Annotated in this window: 20 protein-coding genes and 1 other annotated feature; of the genes, 4 read left to right on the top strand and 16 right to left on the bottom strand. The window is 41.8% G+C overall.

Annotation, left to right across the window (positions count from 1 at the left end; genetic code table 11):
* Positions 1–206: 206 nt before the first annotated feature.
* The 12 genes from aroF to PV403_RS02630 form a co-directional block, all read right to left on the bottom strand.
* On the bottom strand, positions 207–1,256 hold the full coding sequence (gene aroF, locus PV403_RS02685) for a 3-deoxy-7-phosphoheptulonate synthase (protein ID WP_213532041.1): 1,050 nt from the start codon (positions 1,254–1,256) through the stop codon (positions 207–209).
* Between the two features lie 270 nt (positions 1,257–1,526).
* A complete protein-coding gene (locus PV403_RS02680; protein WP_332083523.1) occupies positions 1,527–2,474 on the bottom strand; it encodes a 4-hydroxy-3-methylbut-2-enyl diphosphate reductase in 948 nt (315 codons plus the stop codon).
* Positions 2,475–2,514: 40 nt separating this feature from the next.
* The gene (locus PV403_RS02675; RefSeq protein WP_332083522.1) at positions 2,515–3,999 is read right to left on the bottom strand and encodes a sensor histidine kinase; all 1,485 of its coding nucleotides are present in this window, start codon (positions 3,997–3,999) and stop codon (positions 2,515–2,517) included.
* 1 nt (position 4,000) lies between these two features.
* A complete protein-coding gene (locus tag PV403_RS02670; protein ID WP_213532038.1) occupies positions 4,001–4,690 on the bottom strand; it encodes a response regulator transcription factor in 690 nt (229 codons plus the stop codon).
* Between the two features lie 191 nt (positions 4,691–4,881).
* Positions 4,882–6,516, bottom strand: a complete 1,635-nt coding sequence (locus PV403_RS02665) for a S1C family serine protease (RefSeq protein ID WP_332083521.1) — start codon at positions 6,514–6,516, stop codon at positions 4,882–4,884.
* 142 nt (positions 6,517–6,658) lie between these two features.
* Positions 6,659–7,294, bottom strand: a complete 636-nt coding sequence (locus PV403_RS02660) for a response regulator (protein WP_442951731.1) — start codon at positions 7,292–7,294, stop codon at positions 6,659–6,661.
* Between the two features lie 65 nt (positions 7,295–7,359).
* Positions 7,360–8,385, bottom strand: coding sequence for a sensor histidine kinase (locus PV403_RS02655; protein ID WP_213532036.1), 1,026 nt, complete (start codon positions 8,383–8,385; stop codon positions 7,360–7,362).
* Between the two features lie 4 nt (positions 8,386–8,389).
* Positions 8,390–9,304, bottom strand: coding sequence for a cell wall-active antibiotics response protein LiaF (gene liaF, locus PV403_RS02650; protein ID WP_332083520.1), 915 nt, complete (start codon positions 9,302–9,304; stop codon positions 8,390–8,392).
* Positions 9,305–9,498: 194 nt separating this feature from the next.
* Complete coding sequence (locus PV403_RS02645; RefSeq protein ID WP_332083519.1) at positions 9,499–9,741, bottom strand: hypothetical protein; 243 nt, start codon at positions 9,739–9,741, stop codon at positions 9,499–9,501.
* A 158-nt stretch (positions 9,742–9,899) separates the two neighbouring features.
* Positions 9,900–10,472 carry a 3D domain-containing protein gene (locus tag PV403_RS02640; RefSeq protein ID WP_213532034.1) on the bottom strand — a complete coding sequence of 191 codons (573 nt, stop codon included), beginning with the start codon at positions 10,470–10,472 and terminating at the stop codon, positions 9,900–9,902.
* Between the two features lie 80 nt (positions 10,473–10,552).
* Positions 10,553–12,490 carry a threonine--tRNA ligase gene (gene thrS, locus PV403_RS02635; protein ID WP_332083518.1) on the bottom strand — a complete coding sequence of 646 codons (1,938 nt, stop codon included), beginning with the start codon at positions 12,488–12,490 and terminating at the stop codon, positions 10,553–10,555.
* Between the two features lie 79 nt (positions 12,491–12,569).
* Positions 12,570–12,838, bottom strand: a binding site (T-box leader).
* A 9-nt stretch (positions 12,839–12,847) separates the two neighbouring features.
* On the bottom strand, positions 12,848–13,783 hold the full coding sequence (locus PV403_RS02630; protein ID WP_332083517.1) for a putative sporulation protein YtxC: 936 nt from the start codon (positions 13,781–13,783) through the stop codon (positions 12,848–12,850).
* Positions 13,784–13,957: 174 nt separating this feature from the next.
* Here PV403_RS02630 and PV403_RS02625 point away from each other — a divergent pair, with 174 nt between their 5' ends.
* From PV403_RS02625 to PV403_RS02610, 4 genes are all read left to right on the top strand, one after another.
* Positions 13,958–14,326: a hypothetical protein gene (locus PV403_RS02625; protein ID WP_213532031.1), complete on the top strand. Its 369-nt coding sequence runs from the start codon at positions 13,958–13,960 to the stop codon at positions 14,324–14,326.
* Positions 14,327–14,408: 82 nt separating this feature from the next.
* Complete coding sequence (locus tag PV403_RS02620; RefSeq protein WP_332083516.1) at positions 14,409–14,906, top strand: cation:proton antiporter regulatory subunit; 498 nt, start codon at positions 14,409–14,411, stop codon at positions 14,904–14,906.
* A 4-nt stretch (positions 14,907–14,910) separates the two neighbouring features.
* Positions 14,911–16,158, top strand: coding sequence for a cation:proton antiporter (locus tag PV403_RS02615; RefSeq protein ID WP_213532238.1), 1,248 nt, complete (start codon positions 14,911–14,913; stop codon positions 16,156–16,158).
* A gap of 36 nt (positions 16,159–16,194) precedes the next feature.
* The gene (locus PV403_RS02610) at positions 16,195–17,076 is read left to right on the top strand and encodes a YitT family protein (protein ID WP_332083515.1); all 882 of its coding nucleotides are present in this window, start codon (positions 16,195–16,197) and stop codon (positions 17,074–17,076) included.
* 91 nt (positions 17,077–17,167) lie between these two features.
* On the opposite strand, the gene mqnC is transcribed toward PV403_RS02610, so the two are convergent.
* The 4 genes from mqnC to metA all read right to left on the bottom strand — a co-directional run bounded on the left by mqnC (position 17,168) and on the right by metA (position 21,733).
* Positions 17,168–18,307 (bottom strand): cyclic dehypoxanthinyl futalosine synthase, encoded by a 1,140-nt coding sequence (gene mqnC, locus PV403_RS02605; RefSeq protein WP_213532028.1) that lies wholly within the window; start codon positions 18,305–18,307, stop codon positions 17,168–17,170.
* Positions 18,308–18,437: 130 nt separating this feature from the next.
* Entirely contained in the window at positions 18,438–19,610 is a 1,173-nt protein-coding gene (locus tag PV403_RS02600; RefSeq protein ID WP_332083514.1) for an aminotransferase class I/II-fold pyridoxal phosphate-dependent enzyme, read from the bottom strand.
* Complete coding sequence (locus tag PV403_RS02595; protein WP_332083513.1) at positions 19,603–20,787, bottom strand: aminotransferase class I/II-fold pyridoxal phosphate-dependent enzyme; 1,185 nt, start codon at positions 20,785–20,787, stop codon at positions 19,603–19,605. The genes PV403_RS02600 and PV403_RS02595 overlap by 8 nt, the downstream gene beginning before the upstream one ends.
* A gap of 28 nt (positions 20,788–20,815) precedes the next feature.
* On the bottom strand, positions 20,816–21,733 hold the full coding sequence (gene metA, locus PV403_RS02590) for a homoserine O-acetyltransferase MetA (RefSeq protein ID WP_332083512.1): 918 nt from the start codon (positions 21,731–21,733) through the stop codon (positions 20,816–20,818).
* Positions 21,734–21,869 lie beyond the last annotated feature (136 nt).

Below are 21,869 nucleotides of genomic sequence, written 5' to 3'. Positions count from 1 at the left end.
ACCTTGTGAATGTTCATCAATCTAATTTTCAACTGAGGTAAGTATAAATCCCAAATCTTACATCGTCAATAGTTATGTCAGGTATTTTTTATACTAGTGTGAGAATTGCTGACACTAGCAGGAACGATAGGATTATAGACTAATAGCCTATAACCTCGTTCTATAGAACGAGATTATAGGCTATTCATAAAATATCAAACCTTACATCAACTTTGATGAATCAAAGGTGCTTTTTTTGTGCTAAATGATTTACCAACGATTGGTGCCAGCTTCTCTAGATCTTGAAGGAGTCCAGCGAATTGATCTGGGAATAAGGATTGAACTCCATCGCCTGTCATTGAGTTGTCTGGATCTGTATGCATTTCAATAATAAGTCCATCTGCTCCTGCAGCCACAGAAGCCTTTGTCATCGGTTCTACAAGCTCTCTGCGCCCTGTACCATGACTAGGGTCAGAGATAACAGGTAAATGGCTAAGGTCTTTCAGAACAGGTATAGCTGACAAATCCAGAGTATTTCGAGTGTACGTCTCAAACGTACGGATTCCTCGTTCACATAGCATAACGTTCGGATTTCCTCCTGCAAGGATATATTCCGCTGCATTCAGAAGTTCATCATAAGTTGCACTAAATCCACGTTTTAGCAGAACCGGTTTACCACATGTACCGAGTTTCCGCAGCAAATCAAAGTTTTGCATGTTCCGAGTACCCACTTGAAGAATGTCTGCATATTCCGCACAAATATCAACATATTCAGGTGTCATGACTTCTGTAATAGTCAGAAGGTCATGTTTTTTCCCGGCTTCTGCCATCATAATAAGACCTTCTACTCCCACTCCTTGAAAGCTATAAGGTCCTGTGCGAGGTTTAAATGCTCCGCCGCGCAGCACTTGACCGCCCGCTGCTTTTACAAGACCCGCAATCTCATCGATCTGCTCTGCCGATTCCACAGCACAAGGTCCGCCCATTACGACAAGCTCACCGCCGCCTATATTAACCCCTTTTATAGAAATAACGGTATCTTCAGGATGAAAGTCACGACTTGCTAGTTTGTAAGACTTCGAAATTTTCACTACGTTCTCTACACCTTTCATTTGCCGTAAGTGTTCAGCCAGTTTAGGTTCAACAGTTCCGATTAGTCCAATAACGGTACGATCATTACCGCGGGAAAGGTGAACTTGAAGTCCTTCCTTTTCAATCGCTGAAATAATATCTTGAATCTGTTCTTCCGGTGTGGTGTTTCCTGTTATAACGATCATGGTATTATTCTCCACCTTTCGAATGTGAAATCATACTCTATGAGAGACCTCAGTTGTTATTCACACTATTACACTTAAACGCTTGTTCGCTTTTAAGCTTTTATACGTTAAAGCAACTATACATGTTTTGTAACTTCGCGTCAAGCTCTCCTTACTTTATGCGCTCTATATTAAATTGATACCAATATATCTGCTGATTTTTTTACATTCTTAAAAAAAAGAAGAAGACCGGGTTCAATTCACCCGGTCTTCTTCTCTATATAAAATAAATTACGATTTTACTTTTTTCACTGGCGGGAGTAACTTTTTCATATTCACTGTACGCTGAATCTCCCACGTCTCAGGATCATTCGCATCGTATTGTTCCAGATAATTAATGACTTCTTTGGTAATCGGCGTAGGTGTCGAAGCACCGGAAGTAACAGCGACCTTATTGACGCCTTTGAGCCATTCCTGTTTGATTTCGGTAACATCCGAAATCCGGTAAGCTGTTACTCCAGCAATCTCCTCAGATACCTGTGCAAGACGATTAGAGTTATTACTGCGAGGATCGCCTACCACAATGACAAGGTCAGCTTGCCCTGCTTGTTCTGCAACCGCCTCTTGACGCACCTGAGTAGCAAGACAGATTTCATTATGAACTTCAGCTCCTGGGAACTTCTGGAGTAACTTTTTCATAATGTTTTTAATATCCCACTGACTCATCGTAGTCTGATTTGTAATAATGATTTTCCCTTTCGGGATATCAAGAGCCTCGATCTCTTCTTCTTTCTCAATGAGATGTACCGAATCTGGAGCAATACCGATGGCTCCTTCCGGTTCGGGATGCCCTTTTTTACCGATATAAATAATCTGATAACCCTCAGCAGACTTTTCTCTAATGAGGTCATGCGTTTTGGTTACATCAGGACAAGTCGCATCCACCGTAGTGAGTCCTTTCTCCCGCGCAATCTTACGCACCTCAGGAGAAACACCGTGTGCAGTGAAAATAACAGTACCTTTGTCTACCTGTTTCAATATTTCAAGACGGTTTGGCCCATCAAGTGTAATGATGCCTTCATCTTCAAAAGAATGCGTTACATGACTGTTGTGCACAATCATACCGAGTATATAAATGGGTCTTGGCAGATCCAAGTTGCTTGCTGCTTGTCGTGCCAGCACCATAGCGTCTACCACACCATAACAATATCCACGTGGTGAAATTCGTAGTACTTCCATGTTGCCACCTGCTTTCTTCTAAACGTAGTCTTAGTATACCTTATTCGAGGGGGGGAGCCAACACCAACGGAAGCCATATAATAAAAGTCGTACCTTCATTCAGCTTGGTCAGGACTTCTACAGAACCGCCATGCTCCTCAATAATCCATTTGGCAATCGATAGGCCAAGGCCTGTTCCTTTTGTAACCCCGCGGGACTCATCTGCCCTATAGAAACGATCAAAAATATAAGGAACCTCATCTTTATCCATCCCTATCCCCGTATCACTGATCTTAAGGCCTACCTGACCATTATAAATAATTGCATCAAGTGTTACGGTTCCCTCTGGTGTATATTTAAAGGCATTTTCAATAAAGATAAATAACATTTGCTGCAAATAGTCTTTATTTCCAAGCACATATACTCCGTTCAGCACTTCGAGATCACCATAATTCCATTCCGCTGTCCGTTCGAGATGATGCGCCCTGCGTGCTACTTCCTTCACGAGAATAGATAATGGGATCGGATGAAGCTCAATGGTCTGGCCAGTGTCAGCTCTCGCTAGTGACAACATATCATTCACAAGACGACTCATTCGTTTTCCTTCATCTGAGATGTCATCAATGGCTTCTAAGGTGATTTCTTTTCTCATCTCATCACTCATTTGTTTACTGCCATCCGCCTCGAGATCCCATAGCTTCTTCAGAAAATCGGTATTCCCACGAATCGTGGTAAGCGGTGTTCTCAGCTCGTGAGATGCGTCGGAAACAAAGCGTCTTTGCGCGGCATAAGCATCCTCAAGTTCTTTGAAGAACCCTTCCGTACGAGCAAGCATCTTATTTACCGTTCCTATAAGCTTACCTATTTCATCTTCCGGTCCATCGTACTCAATCCGTACACTAAGATCGTTCCCGGACTGAATGCCATTGGCTGCATTAATAATATGAACCAGCGGCCGCATCGACTTACGGGCCAGAAACAACCCTACACTCATGGCAAGCATAATCGTAATAATGGATACATACACCAAAATAAAAAGCAGACGATCCATTAATTTATCTTCTGATGCCGTAATCGAACCTACCTGCAGCAGACCGCTAACCTGCTCTGTCGTTCCTTGAATCGTATAGGTGAATGGGAATTGATAGACAAGGAAAGGAGTCTTATCCACGAGCATCCGTTTCCATCCTTCATTTTCCATTGCCTCATTTATGGTTGCAGGAACCTCAAAATTAAAGTTATTCAGGTTTTTTGAAGTCACCACTTTATTATTCTCATAATTATATAGCTGAACATAGATTTGCAGATCTGCGAGTTGATTCGCCTCTTCCGGTAACAACAAATTAAGCTCTTCCGTAAAATCGGAGTTAGGCACCACCACAACGGCCATCTTCTTGCTAAGACTTCTGGTTTGTCTCAAAATTTCATTTTCGACATCCTGGTAAGCATAATGATACACAAGTGCATAAATGATGGACCCAAAAAGCAACAGTACGGCAGCGAGCAAGCCTGAATACCATAAAGTTAGCCGTAACCGGATGGACATACTAGGAGTCTCCTCTCAAAATGTAACCTGCACCGCGAATGGTCTGAATTACACGTTTTCCTCCATGTTCTTCTGTTTTTTGACGCAACATCGCGATATAAACCTCAAGTACATTCGATTCTCCGCTATAATCGAATCCCCATATTTTATCCATAATCAAGTCTCTTGATAACACACGTTTCGGGTTTTGCATAAACAGATATAGGAGTTCAAATTCTTTTGCTGTTAGATCAAGCCGTACTCCAGCACGGTGTACTTCGCGAGAATCATAATCGAGCAAGATGTCTTCAAAACTGAGCCGGTTACTGCTCTCTCCACTTGTCTCGGTTTTACGACGAAGCAAAGCCCGTACACGTGCAAGCAATTCTTCAAGCGCAAATGGCTTCACTAAATAGTCGTCTGCCCCAAGATCCAGTCCCTTGACTCGTTGTTCAATCTCATCTTTAGCCGTAAGCATTAGAATCGGGACATTGCTTCCTCCTTCACGAACCCTTCTGCATACTTCAAAACCATCCACTTTAGGCATCATAACATCAAGAACAACAACGTCAGGATCGGCCTCCAGCATTTTTTGAAGCCCTTCCGCTCCGTTTGCCGCAGTTAGTACATCGTAACCTTCAAATGCTAAACCTCTTCTTAGCATAGAAATGATTTTTTCGTCATCATCAATAACCAATATTGTTGAGCGCACTCCAGCATCTCCTTTTTTTCTATACACTTGAATCCATTTCATAACTCATTCAAACGAGATATGAAATGGATTCATTTTTTACTTATATTGTATCAGGCAATGTACAAGCATGCATCCATTCTAGCAGCAAAAAGCGAAGGGGGCTAATTCCCTTCGCTTCTGTGCTACAGTCCATCGATCTGCTGCTCGAATTAAGGTTGCACGCTTTGTGAACTGCTCTCCGTGTTGTAATCATTTTTGTTACCAATGGTTACTTTAATTTCAATATCTTTTCCATCACGATTTACATTGAGTGTAATAACATCGCCCACTTTTTTTGTTTGAATTTGTTCAATCAAATCTTGTGCAGTCGCATATTTCGTACCATCAATACCTGTAATAATATCGTAAGGACGAAGGTCTGCAGAATACGCTGGAGATTGATAGATTAAATTGGTCACCACGGAACCTTCTGTGAGTTCTGTTCCCATTTGTTTTGCAACTTCTGGAGTCAAGTTCATCAGAGATGCACCAATAAATGGTTCTGGCTCTTTCGGGATTTCTTCATTGTTTTTCAGTTTATCTACGACTTCCTGAATAACAGAAGATGGGATCGCAAATCCAATTCCTTGTGCATCTGCACTTACTGCCACATTCATACCGATGACTTCGCCCTTTAAGTTAAGCAAAGGTCCACCGGAGTTACCTGGGTTAATTGACGCATCGGTTTGGAGCAAATTTTTATATTCATTAGGTTGGCCAGTATCTTCATCATTGATCGTAATTGTACGATCTTTCGCACTTAGCACACCTGCTGTTACCGTATGTTCAAACCCTTCTGGGTTTCCGATCGCAACCAGCCACTCACCTACTTTTATACTATCCGAGTCGCCTAGGGTTGCTACTGGGAAATCGTTATCACCTTCAATTTTCAGAACGGCAAGGTCGAGGTCTTTGCTGCTGCCTAGAAGCGTTGCTTCGTAAGGTTTCGTATTATCTTCAAGCGTAACTTGAATTACGTCTGCACCGGAGATCACATGCTCATTCGTAAGAATATAGCCTTCTTTTTCAAAGATAAATCCGGAACCAATCCCAAGTGGTACAAGTTGATCCTCAGATGAACCATTATTGCTGTTATTATTGCTGCTTCCATTATTGCCATTACCACCAAAGAAATATTGATAAAGAGGGTCGTTGTAATAAGAATTGTTTTGTCTTGAACTGTTGGAACTTGATTTAGACAAAGTTTCAATTTTTACAACAGCAGGACTTACTTTACTTACCACGCTCGAAATGTCTGTAGATCCCACGGGAAGTGAAGTGGTTACCCCAGAATTACCTGTGTTTGTCGAACCGTTATTGTCATCAGAAGCCCCATTTTGAGTTGTTCCATTATTCGATAATGCAGTGTCCGGAGTAAACAAGTTCATACGGTCTGCGGTGAACATCAGCAGTGATACAACAATCATGCCGGCGAAAAAAGAAGTAACCCCTGTCTTAAAATTGGATTTCTTCGGTTTTTGGTTGTAATTCCAGTTGCGATTTCCGCCATTTCCATTGTTTTCACTTTGGCCTGTTCCTGTGTTCGCATGACCGGACCGAGCAAAGCCACTTGAATTCCGTTCGAGCATCGTCGGAACCGGTTTAATTGGATCTGGTGGTGTTACTTCTACCTCATCTACATTATTCGAACTATGTTCTTTTCCGTCGGAGTTAATCGATTGAAATGGTCCATATGAGTAGTAGTAAGATTCACCGGTGTTCTCAGGAGAACGTTGCTCGTCGCTTCTACTATATTCACGTTCGTCCTCTTCACGGTTATAACGATTATTGTTATTCTCGCTCATTTTATTTATCCTCCTAAACCCCTTGCTTCCAAGGGATATTGTTTAACTGTCTTTATTTTGTACTTTAAACCTTAAATACACATTAAAAACAATTAAAAAGGAGATAAAACATGTAAAATTGTTGAAATTAAAAAAAATCTTATTATGTATTCACCCAGCCTTTACGGTGAGCATAGATCGCCAGCTGTGTCCGGTCATCCATCTCACATTTCATTAACAGATTACTTACATGAGTTTTGACGGTTTTGATGCTGATATGTAGTTCTTCCGATATATCCTTATTATTTTTCCCTTCAGCAATGAGCAACAGAACTTCTCGCTCCCTTTCCGTCATTCCCGAGTCGTCATCCTGAACCGTTTTTTGTCTAAGTCCCCGAGTAAGCGCTTGAGAGATATCATTTGTCATTACGGGCATACCTCGTTTTGCTCCCTGCAAAGCATAAACAAGCTCCTCAGCTGAAATCGTTTTAAGCACATAACTGACTGCTCCAGATTCAATCGCTTCGAGTACCAAATGATCCTCAAGAAAACTAGTTAATATAATGATTTTCATGTCCGGGTATTCAGATAGTATGGCTCTTGTTGCTTCCACTCCATTCATTACAGGCATCATTAAATCCATAAGAATCAGTTCGGGTAATTGTTCGGGGGCAGAGGTCTGTAGCGTATGTAAGGCATGTTGTCCATCTTTACCTTCCGATACGACTTCAAAAGAAGGATCCAAACTTATGTATGTTTTTAGTCCCATTCTGACCATATCATGATCATCTACAATCATAATTTTCGTTTTTTCCAGTTCCAATTAAATCTCCCCTTCCATATATGCCGCCGACTAAGTTCCTCTTATGAATCAGCTTTAAACTTAGGTATATGCACTCTTATCGTCGTTCCTGCTCCCGGGTGTGCAATTATGTCTACATTTCCTCCTAATTTCTCAGCTCGTTCTTTCATTGTCATAAGCCCATAAGAACCTTGCCTTCCTGCTTCTTCCGGACGAAAACCTTTGCCGTTATCACTCACACTGAATACAATTCGTCTTTCTTCTTCTCGTATCGACAAACTGACGAGACTTGCCCCGGCATGCTTCACAATATTAGCCATTGCTTCTTGAATAATAAGAAACATTTGATGTTCGATGGCTTCAGAGATCCCGCCAATAAACTCTTGTTCTTTTACTCCCTTTAGTCCATTTTGTCTGCAATAATCCGGAAACCAGGCGTCAAGAGCTTCTTCGAGACTACGATTCTCCAGTTCTACAGGTCTTAGCTGAGCAATAAGCGCTCTCATCTGCTTTTGAGCAGTTTGTGACATCGTGATCAGTTGTTCAAGTACTATACTGCCTTGTTCATGATGCTGTTTAAGTAAAGACGGGAGAGCAGAAGCAGACATGTGCATCGCGAATAATTGCTGGCTTACGGTGTCATGTAAATCTCGGGCCATTCTTCTCCGCTCTTCCAGCACAGCCGCTTCTGCCGCTTTTTCCTTCTCAATTACCTCTTGTTCTCCCAGTCTCTGTACCCATTTCATCCGTTCCTCGATGGCATCCATCATCCTATTAAATTGTGGGAATATCCCTGAAAAAGAAGCATCCTCATCAGCAGCAATTCGAGAAGAAAGATTCCCTTTCGTTACTTGCAGCATATTTAGATTCAGCACATCTATTCTCCGCTGGACACGCAGTCCAGCAATATAGCCAATAATCAGCGTTGTAATTACAATGAGCGCTAGATAGTAGAGCCAGGTCTGGGGCATAGCTAACCCTGCATACCCTGTTCGAGAAGCGCTATAGAGAATTCCCACTGTAACTACACTATTCATTAAGAAAAATAACAATAGCTCCCATTTAACCGTTCGAAATATCATCTTCATCGCGTTAACCTACCGAATTCACTTTAACATCGCCGATAAAAACGCTAATAATAATACGCACTTTCTTTCCAGCTTCTCTATAACCGGGAGTTTCTGCGACCGCATTGCTCATAAAACCTTGTTTTGAATTGCTGAGAACATCCATGTCACCGATGAACGAATTGGAATTCACCATGATCCCAATCTCCATATCTCTAGGAGCAAAGACTTTAATGTCCCCTATAAAGCTAGAGATATGAATTCGTGTCTCTCCATACGGAATTTGTGCTTTCGTTAAATCAATTACGGTATCTCCGATAAACTGAGATATATTGGTTGGTTTCAATTCGTAATAATCATCTCCGAGGCGAATATCACCAATGAAAGTCGATTTGTTTATTTTTGCATCATGAAAATTCACATCTTTATAGTTATTATTTCCATAATGATTCTGCTGTCTCGCTTGTTCATACTTCTTGTTATCATCGTCTTTAACGGTTGAGCCAAACTTTTGCTCAAACTGTTTATCGAAATCGGAGTAAAGCGGACTTGGTTCAACGGGTGGTGCAGGAGGAACCTTATATTCTTCATCTTCTTTTGTTCTCTGATCATGTTTACGATCCCTTCTTCTCGGACTTAAGAGTACATAAAGACCGCCCCCAATTAGCGCCATAGGTACGGCGTAACGGAAAAGATCTCGGAACGAGAAATAAGAATACCCTAGATTATTACTTAAGAAATGTGCGCCAAGAACCAGCAGTATTAAACCGCCAATATAACTTTTGTCTTTCAAGGAACTGAATCCAAGATACAAAAAAATGACTGGCCAAAATGTGGAGATGAGGTAGCCAAGACTAAAATCTCCCCCGTTCAATATGTGAAATAACACCACTAAACCTATTCCGATGAGCAGTACAGCTCCGATAAAACGGTTTGCCATATTTCGTGCACCTCTCTTTTTTTCATTTTTCTTTAGTTTGTCTAATTATGTACTTATTGTAAACGAAATTGCCTGATAAGAAGAGCGGCGCAGGAATGAAATTCTACTCGGTCTTGAGACTGAGCAGAAAAGCGGAAGAGATAAACAAACAGACCCTGAAGAATATTCTTCAGGGTCTGTTTGTTTATCTTACATTATTTTTGTTGGCCTTGTTGACCTTGTTGTTTTTGTTGTTTATTTCCCGTGTTTTCAACTGCAAACTCAGCGTTAAACTTTTCATCCGGAGTTTGGAAGTTTTCTTGTACTTTAGAAGCTGAAGATTGTTTTGCTTTTTCAGCTACTGAGCTTGCTTCTTGTCCAAACTCAGCGTCAAATTTCTCATTCGGAGTTTGAAAACCCTGAGAACTTTGCGTACCTTGAGAATTCGCTTTTTTCATGTCAGATTCACCTCCCTCTCCTGCAAGTGTAGGTCACTTGCTTGACCCGAGGTTCACACCTCAGTCCGTATTATGTGAGGGTTTGCTCTTTCTTATTCAAAAAAAGAAAAGAGCTTGCCTGGGTAGGATAACTACCCAAGCAAGCTCTTTAATCATAATTATATTTCTTCATTCAGCAAGGCATCCGGAATGCTCTGATTGACCATGATCGCATCTCCGAGCTGCTCTAGCATTTGTTCCGTACATTTCCCTTTCCCTAGCTTGATTACTTGAACCTGCACATCTTTTTTGCCCCACTCGCTGTATACCGCCTTAATCGTTGGAAAATACAGATCAATCTTGGAGCCCTTAATAGCAGATCCTGTATCAGCTACAATTCCATATCCGTACCCAGGTATATAAAGTACCGTTCCAAGTGGAAATAAGGAAGGGTCTGCGGCAATGGTCGAAACCCCTTGTTTATTCCGGTGTACTTTTACACCCGAATAAGTGATGCCATATAGTGGATGATTCGGACCTTTTCCTGTTGATTCATATCCCGCAGTATAACCCGTTGCCGTCACATTTACTGTCCCGACCACCTGTTCCGTTGGCGGAGCGAGCACTTCTCTTGCTTCATCCGGCTCACTTCGTTGTACATGAAAGGCAATAGCTAAGTCATTACTAGAAAAACAAATCAGCATCATCAGCAAAACAGCTGAAGAACATCGCCGAATCACTCGGTGTATCATAGGTTTAATTCCTCCCTTTCTCTAGCAGAGAGTCCCCATAAAACACACGATATATTCATCCGTGTCTATTTAAATCCTTTTTAGACTTGGTGTGTACGAATTTCTTCTTGCAACATTTGTACTACCTCAGCCAATGGTTTAGCTCCTAAATCTCCTTCTCCGCGTTTACGGATGGAGACACTGCCGTCATTCATTTCATTTTCCCCAACGATGAACATATAAGGAATTTTCTCTAGCTGAGCTTCACGAATTTTATAGCCGAGTTTCTCATTACGTAGATCTGCTTCTACTGTGATACCGCCGCGTCTAAGCTGTTCTTCCACTTCACGAGCGTACTTCTCAAAATGAACCGATACAGGAATTACTTTTGCTTGAACTGGAGACAGCCAAAGCGGCAAATTACCTGCATAATTTTCGAGCAAGAATGCAGTGAAACGTTCCATAGTTCCCAAAATACCGCGGTGGATAACAACCGGACGGTGTTTTTGTCCATCGTCTCCTACATACTCCAGTTCAAAACGCTCTGGAAGCAAGAAGTCGAGCTGAACAGTTGATAGTGTCTCTTCTTTACCCAGTGCAGTTTTTACCTGAACATCAAGTTTAGGACCATAGAAAGCAGCTTCCCCTTCAGCTTCATAGAACGGCATATCCAGACTTTCTACTACTTCCTTCAACATGCGCTGAGACATTTCCCACATCTCATCATTCGGGAAGTATTTCTCAGTATCCTGAGGATCGCGATAAGACAGACGGAAGCGGTAGTCGTGAATGCCAAAATCTTTATAAGCAATCATGATCAGCTCAATAACACGAGCAAACTCTTCTTTGATCTGATCCGGACGGCAGAAAATATGGGAATCATTAAGAGTCATCGCACGAACACGATGTAAACCTGTCAGTGCTCCTGACATTTCATAACGGTGCTGCATTCCAAGCTCTGCAATACGAACCGGCAAATCACGATAGCTGTGCATTTCACTCTTATATACCATCATATGGTGAGGACAGTTCATTGGACGAAGTACAAGTTCCTCGTTATCGAGTACCATTCTTGGGAACATATCTTCTTCATAGTGCTCTAAATGTCCAGAAGTTTTGTACAACTCTACATTTCCTAGAACAGGAGTATATACATGTTTGTAACCAAGACTTTCTTCGAGGTCTACAATATAGCGTTCTAGAGTACGGCGCAGTTTTGCTCCATTTGGAAGCCAAATAGGAAGCCCTTGACCCACCAGCTGAGAAAAAGTAAACATGTTAAGTTCTTTACCAAGTTTACGGTGATCACGTTTTTTTGCTTCTTCCAAGTAGTGAAGATGTTCTTCCAGCTGTGCTTTCTTGGCAAATGCAGTTCCGTATACCCGTTGAAGCATTTTATTTTTGCTGTCTCCGCGCCAGTATGCGCCGGCTACGTTCATCAGCTTAAATACTTTAATTTTTCCAGTGGATGGGACATGCGGTCCACGGCAAAGGTCAAAGAATTCGCCTTGCTCATAGATAGAAATAATGCTGTCTTCTGGCAAGTCACGAATGAGTTCCAGCTTATAAGGGTCTTGAACTTCTTCAAAAATACGAATGGCTTCTTCTCTGCTCACTTCTTTACGAACGATAGGCAGATTTTCATTTACAATCCGTTCCATTTCTTTCTCGATCTTTTGCAGATCTTCTGGATTCAGTGCATGTTCGAGATCCATATCATAATAGAATCCGTCCTCAATCACAGGTCCTACACCCAAGAAGACTTCTTTGTTGCCAAACAGGCGTTTTACGGCTTGCGCCAGCAAATGCGCTGTACTATGGCGAAGCACCTCAAGCCCTTCAGGTGAATCATAAGTTACAATTTCAACAAGTGCACCTTCACGAAGTGGAGTAGAAAGATCTACAACAATCCCATCCATTTTACCTGCAAGTGCATTTTTTTTGAGTCCACTGCTAATCGAAGCAGCCACATCAAGGATACTAGCTCCGTTCTCATATTCGCGAACAGAACCATCTGGTAATTTAATACTTACTGACATTGTTATTTCCTCCTTTATCCTTTTGGATGCCGGGGAACGATGCTATGTTTATTGCAGACGCAAAAAACACCCGTCCCGGCAAAGGGACGAGTGTAATACTCGTGGTTCCACCCTAATTCAGTTGTCTCTTATCATGCACTACTGTACATCACAGGACAACCCTCATTGAAGCATGCAAGATAACGGGCATGAATCCGGCGGTTCTTACTTGTCTGCATAAATGCAAGCGTTCTAAACCACAGCTACAAAGGGGTAAGTCGCAGTTGGTATCCGGAAGAAATTACAGCCAGGTTTCTTCTCTCTGTACGGCCCAGTCTCTACGGCTCATGTCTTTGTCATTGCTTTTAATACCAGTTATTATAATTCCAAAGATTCCTCTTCGTCAAGCGCCAGCTGCCCCGTTTCTTTCACCTTACGGCAATGTCTGCAATTATGGCAAATTTCCACTCGATCTTCAAAAATCTGTGTAATGGATCGAATGACTGGAAAATCTTGGGTCTGTGTATGCAGTTTCATTTTCTTAGGTGAAATGGAGATCAGCCTGCTGATAATCATATCTTCAACTTCCATTTCAAGTTCTATACCTGGCATTTCCATAATGACACTTTCATCTGGAGGCAATACCATTGGCCGCATGTACTCATCATACAATACAAATTCGTGTTGATCTTTATGCACGACATGCACGAGAGGCACCTTCGTCTCCTGGAAATAAACAAAATATTTCAAAAGACTCATAAACTCCTCATATTGCCGATCCATATAAAATTCATCCAATGCATATTCCACAATTTCATGAAGTTCTTTCTTATAACTCTGCATCCGAAATCGCAGTACTCCATCAAGATGAATTATAGGTATTTCTTTCATCCCTTGTATAAGCCCTTCAGTTAGCTTGGCATGCCTTCGTTCTCTCGTCCCCTGCTCCGTTTCGAATCTTGATCTCAGCAGCGGTTCACATATGATTTTGACCCGCGAAAGTTCCTCAGAATCCATATTTACACATTCACGCTTCAGGATCTGGTCGAGCTGCTCCTCTTCTTTTTGATCAAGAATGTAATCAGCTATACCTGCAGCCATAATCTGATACATCCGAGGTAATCCTTCCTTAAAACCGGGGTGACTTTCCGTTCCTTTACATATCCATGCTGCCTTGCCTTCATATTTCCTAAAGGAAAATCGAAAGCCTTGTTTGCTTATATGTAGACCTTTTGTTTTATTTTTAATAAATCGATAAAAGCAATCTTCTGCTGATTGGCTGTTTACTTCTGTCCATATCGCGAACAATTCCACAAAACCCACTCCCTTCTCTAAATATTATATGGTCCGGTCGAAGGGGATATACGAAGCGGCTTAATGGAAAGAATGACATGTATTCTCAGGATAGTAAGAAGAAAAACGAATTTGGAGTCCGAACAAATTTATGTTATTATTTTAGTAACAGTATCTTGCAGAGAGGGGGATGGGATGAAAAAAGAGAATTGGATTCAGCGTTTCTTACTGATTTTTCTATGTTTATTTGTGATTTTTTCCTATCAAATCCCCACCCTCGGTAACACGACTGCAGGGTCACATTCTATTTTCGCCCACGAATCAACCATGGAACCCATGGATTTCTCGGGGAATCATCACCCCAAAGCAATGATTCGAAAATCGATGTTGCCTCTGAAGTTAACTGCCGTTAACCCTTTGCAATACCTCTTTACGATACTGTCCATTCTGATGATCTTTCGGGTTCCCATGATCGAGCCGCCTTTCAAGGTGTTTTATGACAATTTAAGGCGCCGGCTTTATCTTAAACCCGTTAAATTCACCTCTACGTTTGTAAGTGCATAGAGAAAACGAATTGCAAACACTTTATGTACGCTGCTATGAAAGCTTCATGGCTATAAACAAACTTTAGGAGGATTTAATCTATATGGAAATTCGTGAAACAGACCTGCCTGGAATCGGACGTAAATTTCAAGCGACGACAAGCAGTGGTGACAAAGTTATTATTGTGATTCATGACGACGGAAGACGTGAAATGTATCACTTTGAATATAATGACCCGGAACAAAGCATTTCAATGATTACGTTAGAAGACTACGAAGCAAGACAACTTGCAGCGATCGTGGGTGGGATGACTTACAAACCAAAACAACTGGAGCGTATGGAGATGACGCTCGATGATCTTATTATCGAATGGTACAAAATTGATGCAAATTACAGTTGTGTCGGTAAATCCATTGGTGAACTGGATATCCGTCAGAACTCAGGAGCAACGATTATTGCCGTAGTCGATAAAAATAACAAAAACAAACATGTAAGCCCTGGTCCTGATGTGAAGATTACAGCTGACTCGACAGTCGTTGCGGTCGGAGAAAGACATCAGCAGCAAAAATTAAAACAAATCTTAAAGGATGGAAGTTGGTGAACCGATGGATCATTTAGTACTTGAAGTCGGTTTGGCAATTGCACTCATCGCGGCAGCCGGACTGATTTCTTCAAAATTGCGTTTTTCTGTCATCCCTTTCTATATTTTGATTGGTATGGCAGTAGGACCGCATGCCGCACAGATATGGCATCTTGATTTTCGTTTTATTGAGAGCGAGCCTTTTATTTCATTTCTTGGTCGTATAGGCGTGCTCTTCTTGCTCTTCTATCTAGGACTTGAATTCTCAGTCGGACGATTGATTAAATCAGGAAAATCGATTGTAGTTGGTGGAAGTATATATTTAGGCATTAACTTTACGCTTGGACTTTTGCTAGGATTTATGTCAGGATTTCCGATCGCAGAAGTACTGGTTATTGCAGGGATTACGACGATTTCGTCTAGTGCCATTGTAGCGAAAGTACTAGTTGATCTGAAAAGAACCGCTAATCCTGAAACAGAAATGATTCTTGGAATTATTATGTTTGAAGATGTATTCCTTGCTGTATACATTTCCATTCTTTCAGGCCTTGTTCTCAGTGATTCTTCTTCGGTCGGCGGTGTCATTTTAAGTGCACTGATTGCACTTGGTTACATGCTTATCGTAATTATTGTAGGACGCAAACTCGTTCCTTTGCTTAATAAATTGCTTAATATTCGTAATAATGAGTTGTTTGGTCTTGTTATCTTCGGTTCTTTATTCCTCGTAGCAGGGTTCTCTGAAACGATTCACGTTGCTGAAGCAATCGGTGCTCTTCTCGTGGGACTGGTTCTTGCAGAAACAACTCACGCGAAGCGTATCGAACATTTAATTATGCCATTCAAAGATTTCTTTGGTGCCATATTCTTCTTCAGCTTCGGATTATCAATTGATCCTTTGTCGCTCGGTGGAGAAGCCGTTTGGCTGGCTCTGATTGCGGTCGTTGTTACTCTAATTGGTAACTTCGTAGCCGGAATGCTTGCGGGACGAAGTGCAGGACTTTCGACGAAAGCCTCCTCGAATATCGGTCTTACCATCGTATCGCGCGGTGAATTTTCTATTATTCTCGCGAACATGGCTCAAGCTGGCGGACTCATGCTGATTATCCAGCCTTTCGCTGCTATATACGTTTTGATTCTGGCGATCTTAGGACCACTGCTTACGAAAGAATCGAAACATATCTACCGTGGACTTAATAAACTATTTAAATTTGAAGACAACAAGAAGAAACCAAAACCTAAAGTGTTAAAAGAAAAACCTATAGATAATAAATAAAGGATCCGCAAATATGTAGGAAAAGGAGGAACAAAGATGAATCAATCTCCACACTCCGTTCTTTCCTCATCAGCCAAACTATCCTATCGAACATGGATAAAGAAATTACTATTTGTTATTCTTGGGGGAATTCTTGCTTCTATTGGGCTTGAGCTATTTTTACATCCGAATCAACTCATCATCGGCGGTGTAACAGGAATTTCAGCCATGTTCGCCTATCAAACCGAGATGCGATTAGGACTTTTCTTATTTTTGTTCAACTTGCCATTTATACTTCTTTCTTACCGAAGAGTTCAGAGGCAATATGCAATCCTAACGGTTCTTGGACTCGTTGTTCTTTCACTTAGCTCTCTCATGCTTCATTCCTTTCCTGCTCTTATTGAACATCCACTGCTTGCCGCGGCTTGCGGTGGGTTGTTCCTCGGAATTGGAATTGGGATGGTGTTATATGAAGGTGGTACGCTCGATACACTAGCGATCCGGCCGATGGATCACTCCTATAATAATCGATCTAAATATCGATTAGAACGGGTCATTATGCTGGTGAACTTGGTTGTGCTTACCGCTGCGGGAGTTACACTTGGGATGCAGCAAGCGATGTATTCCATCATCGCCTATCTAATTGCATTTGAAGGTGTTCACTTTTCTTTAAGAGGATATACCTTTAATCGAAAGATCTGTATCGTAAGTGCTGAGAAAGCGCGAATTGAACAATCCATTAAGACTCGGTTACACCGTGATCCCGAAGCATCTGTTGACAGAATAGAAGAGACAACACTTGGCTCCGAGCCATGGGCAACACTACCTGTACTATATTACAAAATACATCTATTTGAATCCCGCCGAATCAAATATATCGTTCGTTCTATCGATCCGCATGCTAGCATTCTATTCGATAGGGATATGAATCGATTATAAAAAAACCCTTTGACTTCAAAGTCAAAGGGTTTTTCCTATTTACATCAAGCATAGCAGCTATGCTTGTACGCTTTATTTTATATAAGAAAAATTAGTTCTGCATAACAAAATCATTCACAACCGCACGATCCGATTCATCAAAAACACGAAGAATTTCGTATTTCGTATTTCGCTGAGCAGGAATATTGCCTGTTTCACGAATCAAATCCAGAATGGAATGAATATTAACTTTATGGGTTGCACCCGCAGCAGACACTACATTCTCTTCAATCATCGTACTGCCAAAGTCATTACATCCATATCGAAGCGAAAGTTTACCTACCTCAGGCCCCATCGTTACCCATGAAGACTGAATATTCTTGATATTATCGAGGAACAAACGACTAATTGCTACTGTTTTTAGGTACGCTTCTGGTGTTTGACGCTCTTTTTTGAGGTTTGTGTTGTCAGGCTGGAAAGTCCATGGAATAAACGCAAGGAATCCTTCCGAATCATATCCGTTCTGAATACATTCATCTTGAGCATCACGTACACGTTGTAAATGTAAAGCTCTCTCTTCCATCGTTTCACCAAAACCGATAACCATCGTAGCCGTTGTATTCATACCAATACGGTGCGCGGTTTGCATCACGTCCATCCAGTCACGCCATGAGCCTTTTTGACGACTGATTTTGCGGCGTGTCCGATCATCGAGGATCTCAGCGCCCCCACCTGGAAGCGAATCAAGTCCAGCTTCATGAATTTGACGCACCACTTCTTCTAGAGAAAGTCCGTCCGATACTTCTTTCATCTTCATAATCTCGGCTGGTGAGAAAGAATGCATCGTAATATTAGGGAATCGTTCCTTAATACCGCGAAGCAAATCAGTGTAGTAGCTGAATGGTAAATTCGGATTGGTACCACCCTGCATCAGGATTTCAGTTCCGCCTACATCTTCTGTTTCCTTGATCTTTTGGAAAATGAGCTCATCGGGTAATACATAACCTTCATCAGAGCCTGGTCTGCGATAGAACGCACAAAAACGACAGTATACGTCACACACATTCGTGTAGTTAATATTTCTGCCAATAACAAAAGTGGTAATTGGTTCGGGATGCATCCGCTTCATAATCACATTAGCTGCTTCACCGATTTTTTCAACTTCATCAGATTCAAACAAAGCAATAGCGTCTTCTACATTCAGACGCTCTCCGTTCAACGCTTTATTTAAGATATGGTTCACCGCACTCATACGGCAGCCTCCCTTATCATTAGAAATGTAACAATAATATCAAATATTGTCTTGTCTATCGTAACATAGGATACATGTGAAAAGAAGCACCTTATGCTAGCATGCTTCTTTTGAGAATAAAAATCTTATGTTATGTGTTAGATAATGCCTGATCTAAATCGGCAATTAAATCATCAATATCTTCAAGTCCAACGGAGAAACGAAGCAAACCATCTGTTATTCCTCGCTCTAGTCTAAAGTCTTTCGGCATCGCTGCATGAGACATCATTGCAGGATAGGACAAGATACTCTCAACTGAACCCAGACTTACGGCAACAAGAGGCAAGCGAACTTTATTGAGGACGGCTTTCGCTCGGTCTCCTGAACCTACATCAAATGATACCACTGCACCGTAGCCAGTAGACTGTTTCTCATGTACTTCTCGCCCAGGATGATGAAGTAGTCCCGGATAGTATACAGCAGGAATGTCAGAACGGTTAGTAAGCCAAGCTGCAAGTTTCGTCGCACTGATCTCGGAATGAGCCATACGAGCGCCAAGCGTCTTCATTCCTCTCATGAGCAGCCAGGATTCTTGCGCGCCAAGTACAGTGCCAAGTCCATTTTGAAGCTGCTTCAGCTGCGCGCCAATCGCTTCTGTTCTTGCTACAGCAAGCCCCGCAAGTACATCGCTGTGTCCACCAAGGAATTTAGTGGCACTATGGAGTACAATATCTACTCCTTGCTCAATCGGCTTTTGGTAATAAGGTGTCATGAACGTATTATCAAGCAGCGTCAGAAGACCCTTTTCCTTCGCCCATTCGGTAATGCCTGCTACATCTGTAATACGCAGTGTCGGATTTGATGGTGTTTCCATATATACAGCTTTTGTATTTGGACGGTAAGCGGCTTTTACATTTGCTAGATCCGTCATATCTACGAACGTAGTCTCAATATTCATCCGAGTAAGAATGCTGCTTAGCAAGCGGTATGTTCCGCCGTACACATCTTCCGTGGCGATAATATGATCGCCTGCAGACAGAATCATAAGAGAACTTGAAATGGCAGCCATCCCCGAAGAATAAGCAAAACCACGTACTCCTCCCTCTAGAAGAGCGATATAATCTTCGAGCGCCTGCCGTGTTGGATTGCCAGAACGGCTGTAATCATGAGTTGGCGGCGAAAAAATATCATGATGGTGGAACGTGGATGCTTGGTATATAGGCACACTGGATGCGCCGGTTGTCTCATCGATCTCTGCTCCAAAATGCAGCAATTTTGTATCGAATTTATAATCGTTTTGCTGGTCTTCTTTTTTGTTAGCCACGAACAACACTTCCTTCCAGCTCTAAAGCTGCCTCGTGAAATGCAGCATGTAAGTCCTGAATAATATCATCAATATGTTCAATTCCAACGGAGAAACGCAGCAGCCGATCATCGAGACCTACTGCATTACGAATCTCGACTGGAATATCCGCATGAGTCTGCACCACAGGGTACGTCATTAGTGACTCTACCCCGCCCAAACTTTCTGCAAAGGCAATGAGTTTGATATGTCTTAGAATAGGATCCACATAACGAGCGTCTTTCACTTTAAAAGACAGGATGCCTGTATTTCCACTAGACTGTCTTTTTTGGACTTCATAAGACGGGTGATCCGGCAAGGCAGGGTAATAAACATCTGTAATCAGTTCATGGGACAGCAAAAATTCAGCTACCTTTGTTGCATTATATTCGTGGCGTTCCATACGCAGCGCAAGCGTCTTCATTCCCCGCATTAACTGGTAACTATCGCTCGGAGATAACACGGCCCCTATCGAATTATGGAGAAAAGCGATCTCTTCCGAGATTTCTTTGCCTTTCGTGACAATAAGACCAGCCAGTACATCGTTATGTCCACCAAGATATTTCGTAGCACTGTGCATTACGATATCCGCACCAAGTTCAAGCGGACGCTGGAAAAATGGTGTAAGCAGTGTATTATCTACAATGGACAAAATTTCGTGTTTTCTAGCCCATGTACAGACTTCTTTAATATCCGTGATCATCATCAGCGGGTTCGTCGGAGTTTCAATGAAAATCGCTTTTGTATTTTCCTGGCGCACCTTCTCGAGGGCCTCTAAATCGTTCGTATCTACATAGCTTGCTGTAATTCCATTCTTAGCAAGGATCCGCTCCACAAGACGATATGTTCCCCCATATAGATCAAGTGAAATGATCAGGTGATCCCCTTGCCCAAACTTAGCGAAAATCGTCATGATGGCTGCCATACCAGAACTGCATGCAAAACCTGCATCCCCTGATTCTAGTTCAGCTGCAGCTTCTTCCAGTACTTTTCGAGTTGGGTTTGTCGTACGTATGTAATCAAATCCCGTGCTTTTTCCAAGTTCGGGATGTCTAAATGCAGTCGATTGATAGATTGGAAAATTAACCGCTCCAGTTACAGGTTCTTTAACTGATCCTATTTGTGCGAGCTTACTTTCTAATTTCAGCTTGTTTTCCATAATGTGATGTCCCCCTTATATACATAGACTAGTTTTGTGTTTCAAGGTCATAGGGTGTTGCTTGGTAAACATAGTAGTTAAGCCAGTTCGAGAACAATAAGTTTGCATGTGCTCTCCAGCTGGACAACGGTACCTTGCTTGGGTCATCATTCGGAAAATAGTTATTAGGCAGTTTCACATCTAATCCTCTCTCCTTATCGCGGTCATATTCCCACTTTAAGGATAACGGATCATATTCGGAATGCCCTGTAACAAAAATTTGTTTGCCATCCTCGCTAGCCACAATATATACTCCGGCTTCTTCCGACTCTGCTAAAATATCAAGCCCAGCCACTTTCTCTATATCTTCTCGGCGTACTTCGGTATGACGAGAATGCGGAGCAAGGAATAACTCATCAAATCCTCGAAGGAGTTTTACATGTGATTTACTTAACGTGTGTGGAAACACACCGAAACATTTTTCAGGAAGTGCCACTTTGGGTACATTAAAATGGTGATAAAGCCCTGCTTGTGAAGCCCAACAGATATGCATCGTAGAAGTCACATTCGCTTTGGACCAGTTAAAAATCTGCTGAATTTCTTCCCAATATGTTACTTCTTCAAATTCCATCTGTTCTACCGGGGCCCCCGTAATGATCAGTCCATCGAAGCGCAGATCCTTTACTTCATCAAACGTTTTGTAAAACATATCGAGATATTCTTGAGACGTGTTTTTTGAAACATGCGATTTTGGATGAATTAGAATTACATCCACTTGAAGAGGTGTATTGCCAATGAGCCGGAGTAACTGGGTCTCCGTTGTCTCTTTCGTAGGCATCAAATTGAGAATACCAATACGTAAAGGGCGAATGTCCTGTTTGAAAGCATGCGTTTCATCCATAACAAAAATATTCTCACTTGCGAGGATTTCTTTAGCTGGTAAAGTATCAGGGATTTTAATGGGCAAGGGTAATTCCTCCTTAAAAACGTTTTGTTGGTTAATAGAGTGAGAGGTTCGTAAGGAAGCGAATTTATTTCCACGGAAGATACAAAAAAAACGACCTATCCCATTACACTTGAGAAAAGGCCGCCCATCCGTATAC

This window comes from Paenibacillus sp. GYB006, assembly GCF_036577645.1.
GTDB lineage: Bacteria > Bacillota > Bacilli > Paenibacillales > Paenibacillaceae > Paenibacillus.
This window is presented reverse-complemented; position numbering and strand designations above follow the sequence as displayed.

What these genes read in the sequence shown, in the direction of transcription:
- thrS (WP_332083518.1), bottom strand. Translation starts at nt 12,490, where the DNA reads ATGTCAGTAAGTATTAAATTACCAGATGGTTCTGTTCGCGAATATGAG.
- PV403_RS02625 (WP_213532031.1), top strand. Translation starts at nt 13,958, where the DNA reads ATGAAAAAAGAGAATTGGATTCAGCGTTTCTTACTGATTTTTCTATGT.
- PV403_RS02675 (WP_332083522.1), bottom strand. Translation starts at nt 3,999, where the DNA reads ATGTCCATCCGGTTACGGCTAACTTTATGGTATTCAGGCTTGCTCGCT.
- PV403_RS02610 (WP_332083515.1), top strand. Translation starts at nt 16,195, where the DNA reads ATGAATCAATCTCCACACTCCGTTCTTTCCTCATCAGCCAAACTATCC.
- PV403_RS02620 (WP_332083516.1), top strand. Translation starts at nt 14,409, where the DNA reads ATGGAAATTCGTGAAACAGACCTGCCTGGAATCGGACGTAAATTTCAA.
- PV403_RS02645 (WP_332083519.1), bottom strand. Translation starts at nt 9,741, where the DNA reads ATGAAAAAAGCGAATTCTCAAGGTACGCAAAGTTCTCAGGGTTTTCAA.
- PV403_RS02615 (WP_213532238.1), top strand. Translation starts at nt 14,911, where the DNA reads ATGGATCATTTAGTACTTGAAGTCGGTTTGGCAATTGCACTCATCGCG.
- mqnC (WP_213532028.1), bottom strand. Translation starts at nt 18,307, where the DNA reads ATGAGTGCGGTGAACCATATCTTAAATAAAGCGTTGAACGGAGAGCGT.
- PV403_RS02655 (WP_213532036.1), bottom strand. Translation starts at nt 8,385, where the DNA reads ATGAAGATGATATTTCGAACGGTTAAATGGGAGCTATTGTTATTTTTC.
- PV403_RS02665 (WP_332083521.1), bottom strand. Translation starts at nt 6,516, where the DNA reads ATGAGCGAGAATAACAATAATCGTTATAACCGTGAAGAGGACGAACGT.
- PV403_RS02595 (WP_332083513.1), bottom strand. Translation starts at nt 20,787, where the DNA reads ATGGAAAACAAGCTGAAATTAGAAAGTAAGCTCGCACAAATAGGATCA.
- PV403_RS02660 (WP_442951731.1), bottom strand. Translation starts at nt 7,294, where the DNA reads ATGATTGTAGATGATCATGATATGGTCAGAATGGGACTAAAAACATAC.
- PV403_RS02640 (WP_213532034.1), bottom strand. Translation starts at nt 10,472, where the DNA reads ATGATACACCGAGTGATTCGGCGATGTTCTTCAGCTGTTTTGCTGATG.
- liaF (WP_332083520.1), bottom strand. Translation starts at nt 9,304, where the DNA reads ATGGCAAACCGTTTTATCGGAGCTGTACTGCTCATCGGAATAGGTTTA.
- aroF (WP_213532041.1), bottom strand. Translation starts at nt 1,256, where the DNA reads ATGATCGTTATAACAGGAAACACCACACCGGAAGAACAGATTCAAGAT.
- PV403_RS02680 (WP_332083523.1), bottom strand. Translation starts at nt 2,474, where the DNA reads ATGGAAGTACTACGAATTTCACCACGTGGATATTGTTATGGTGTGGTA.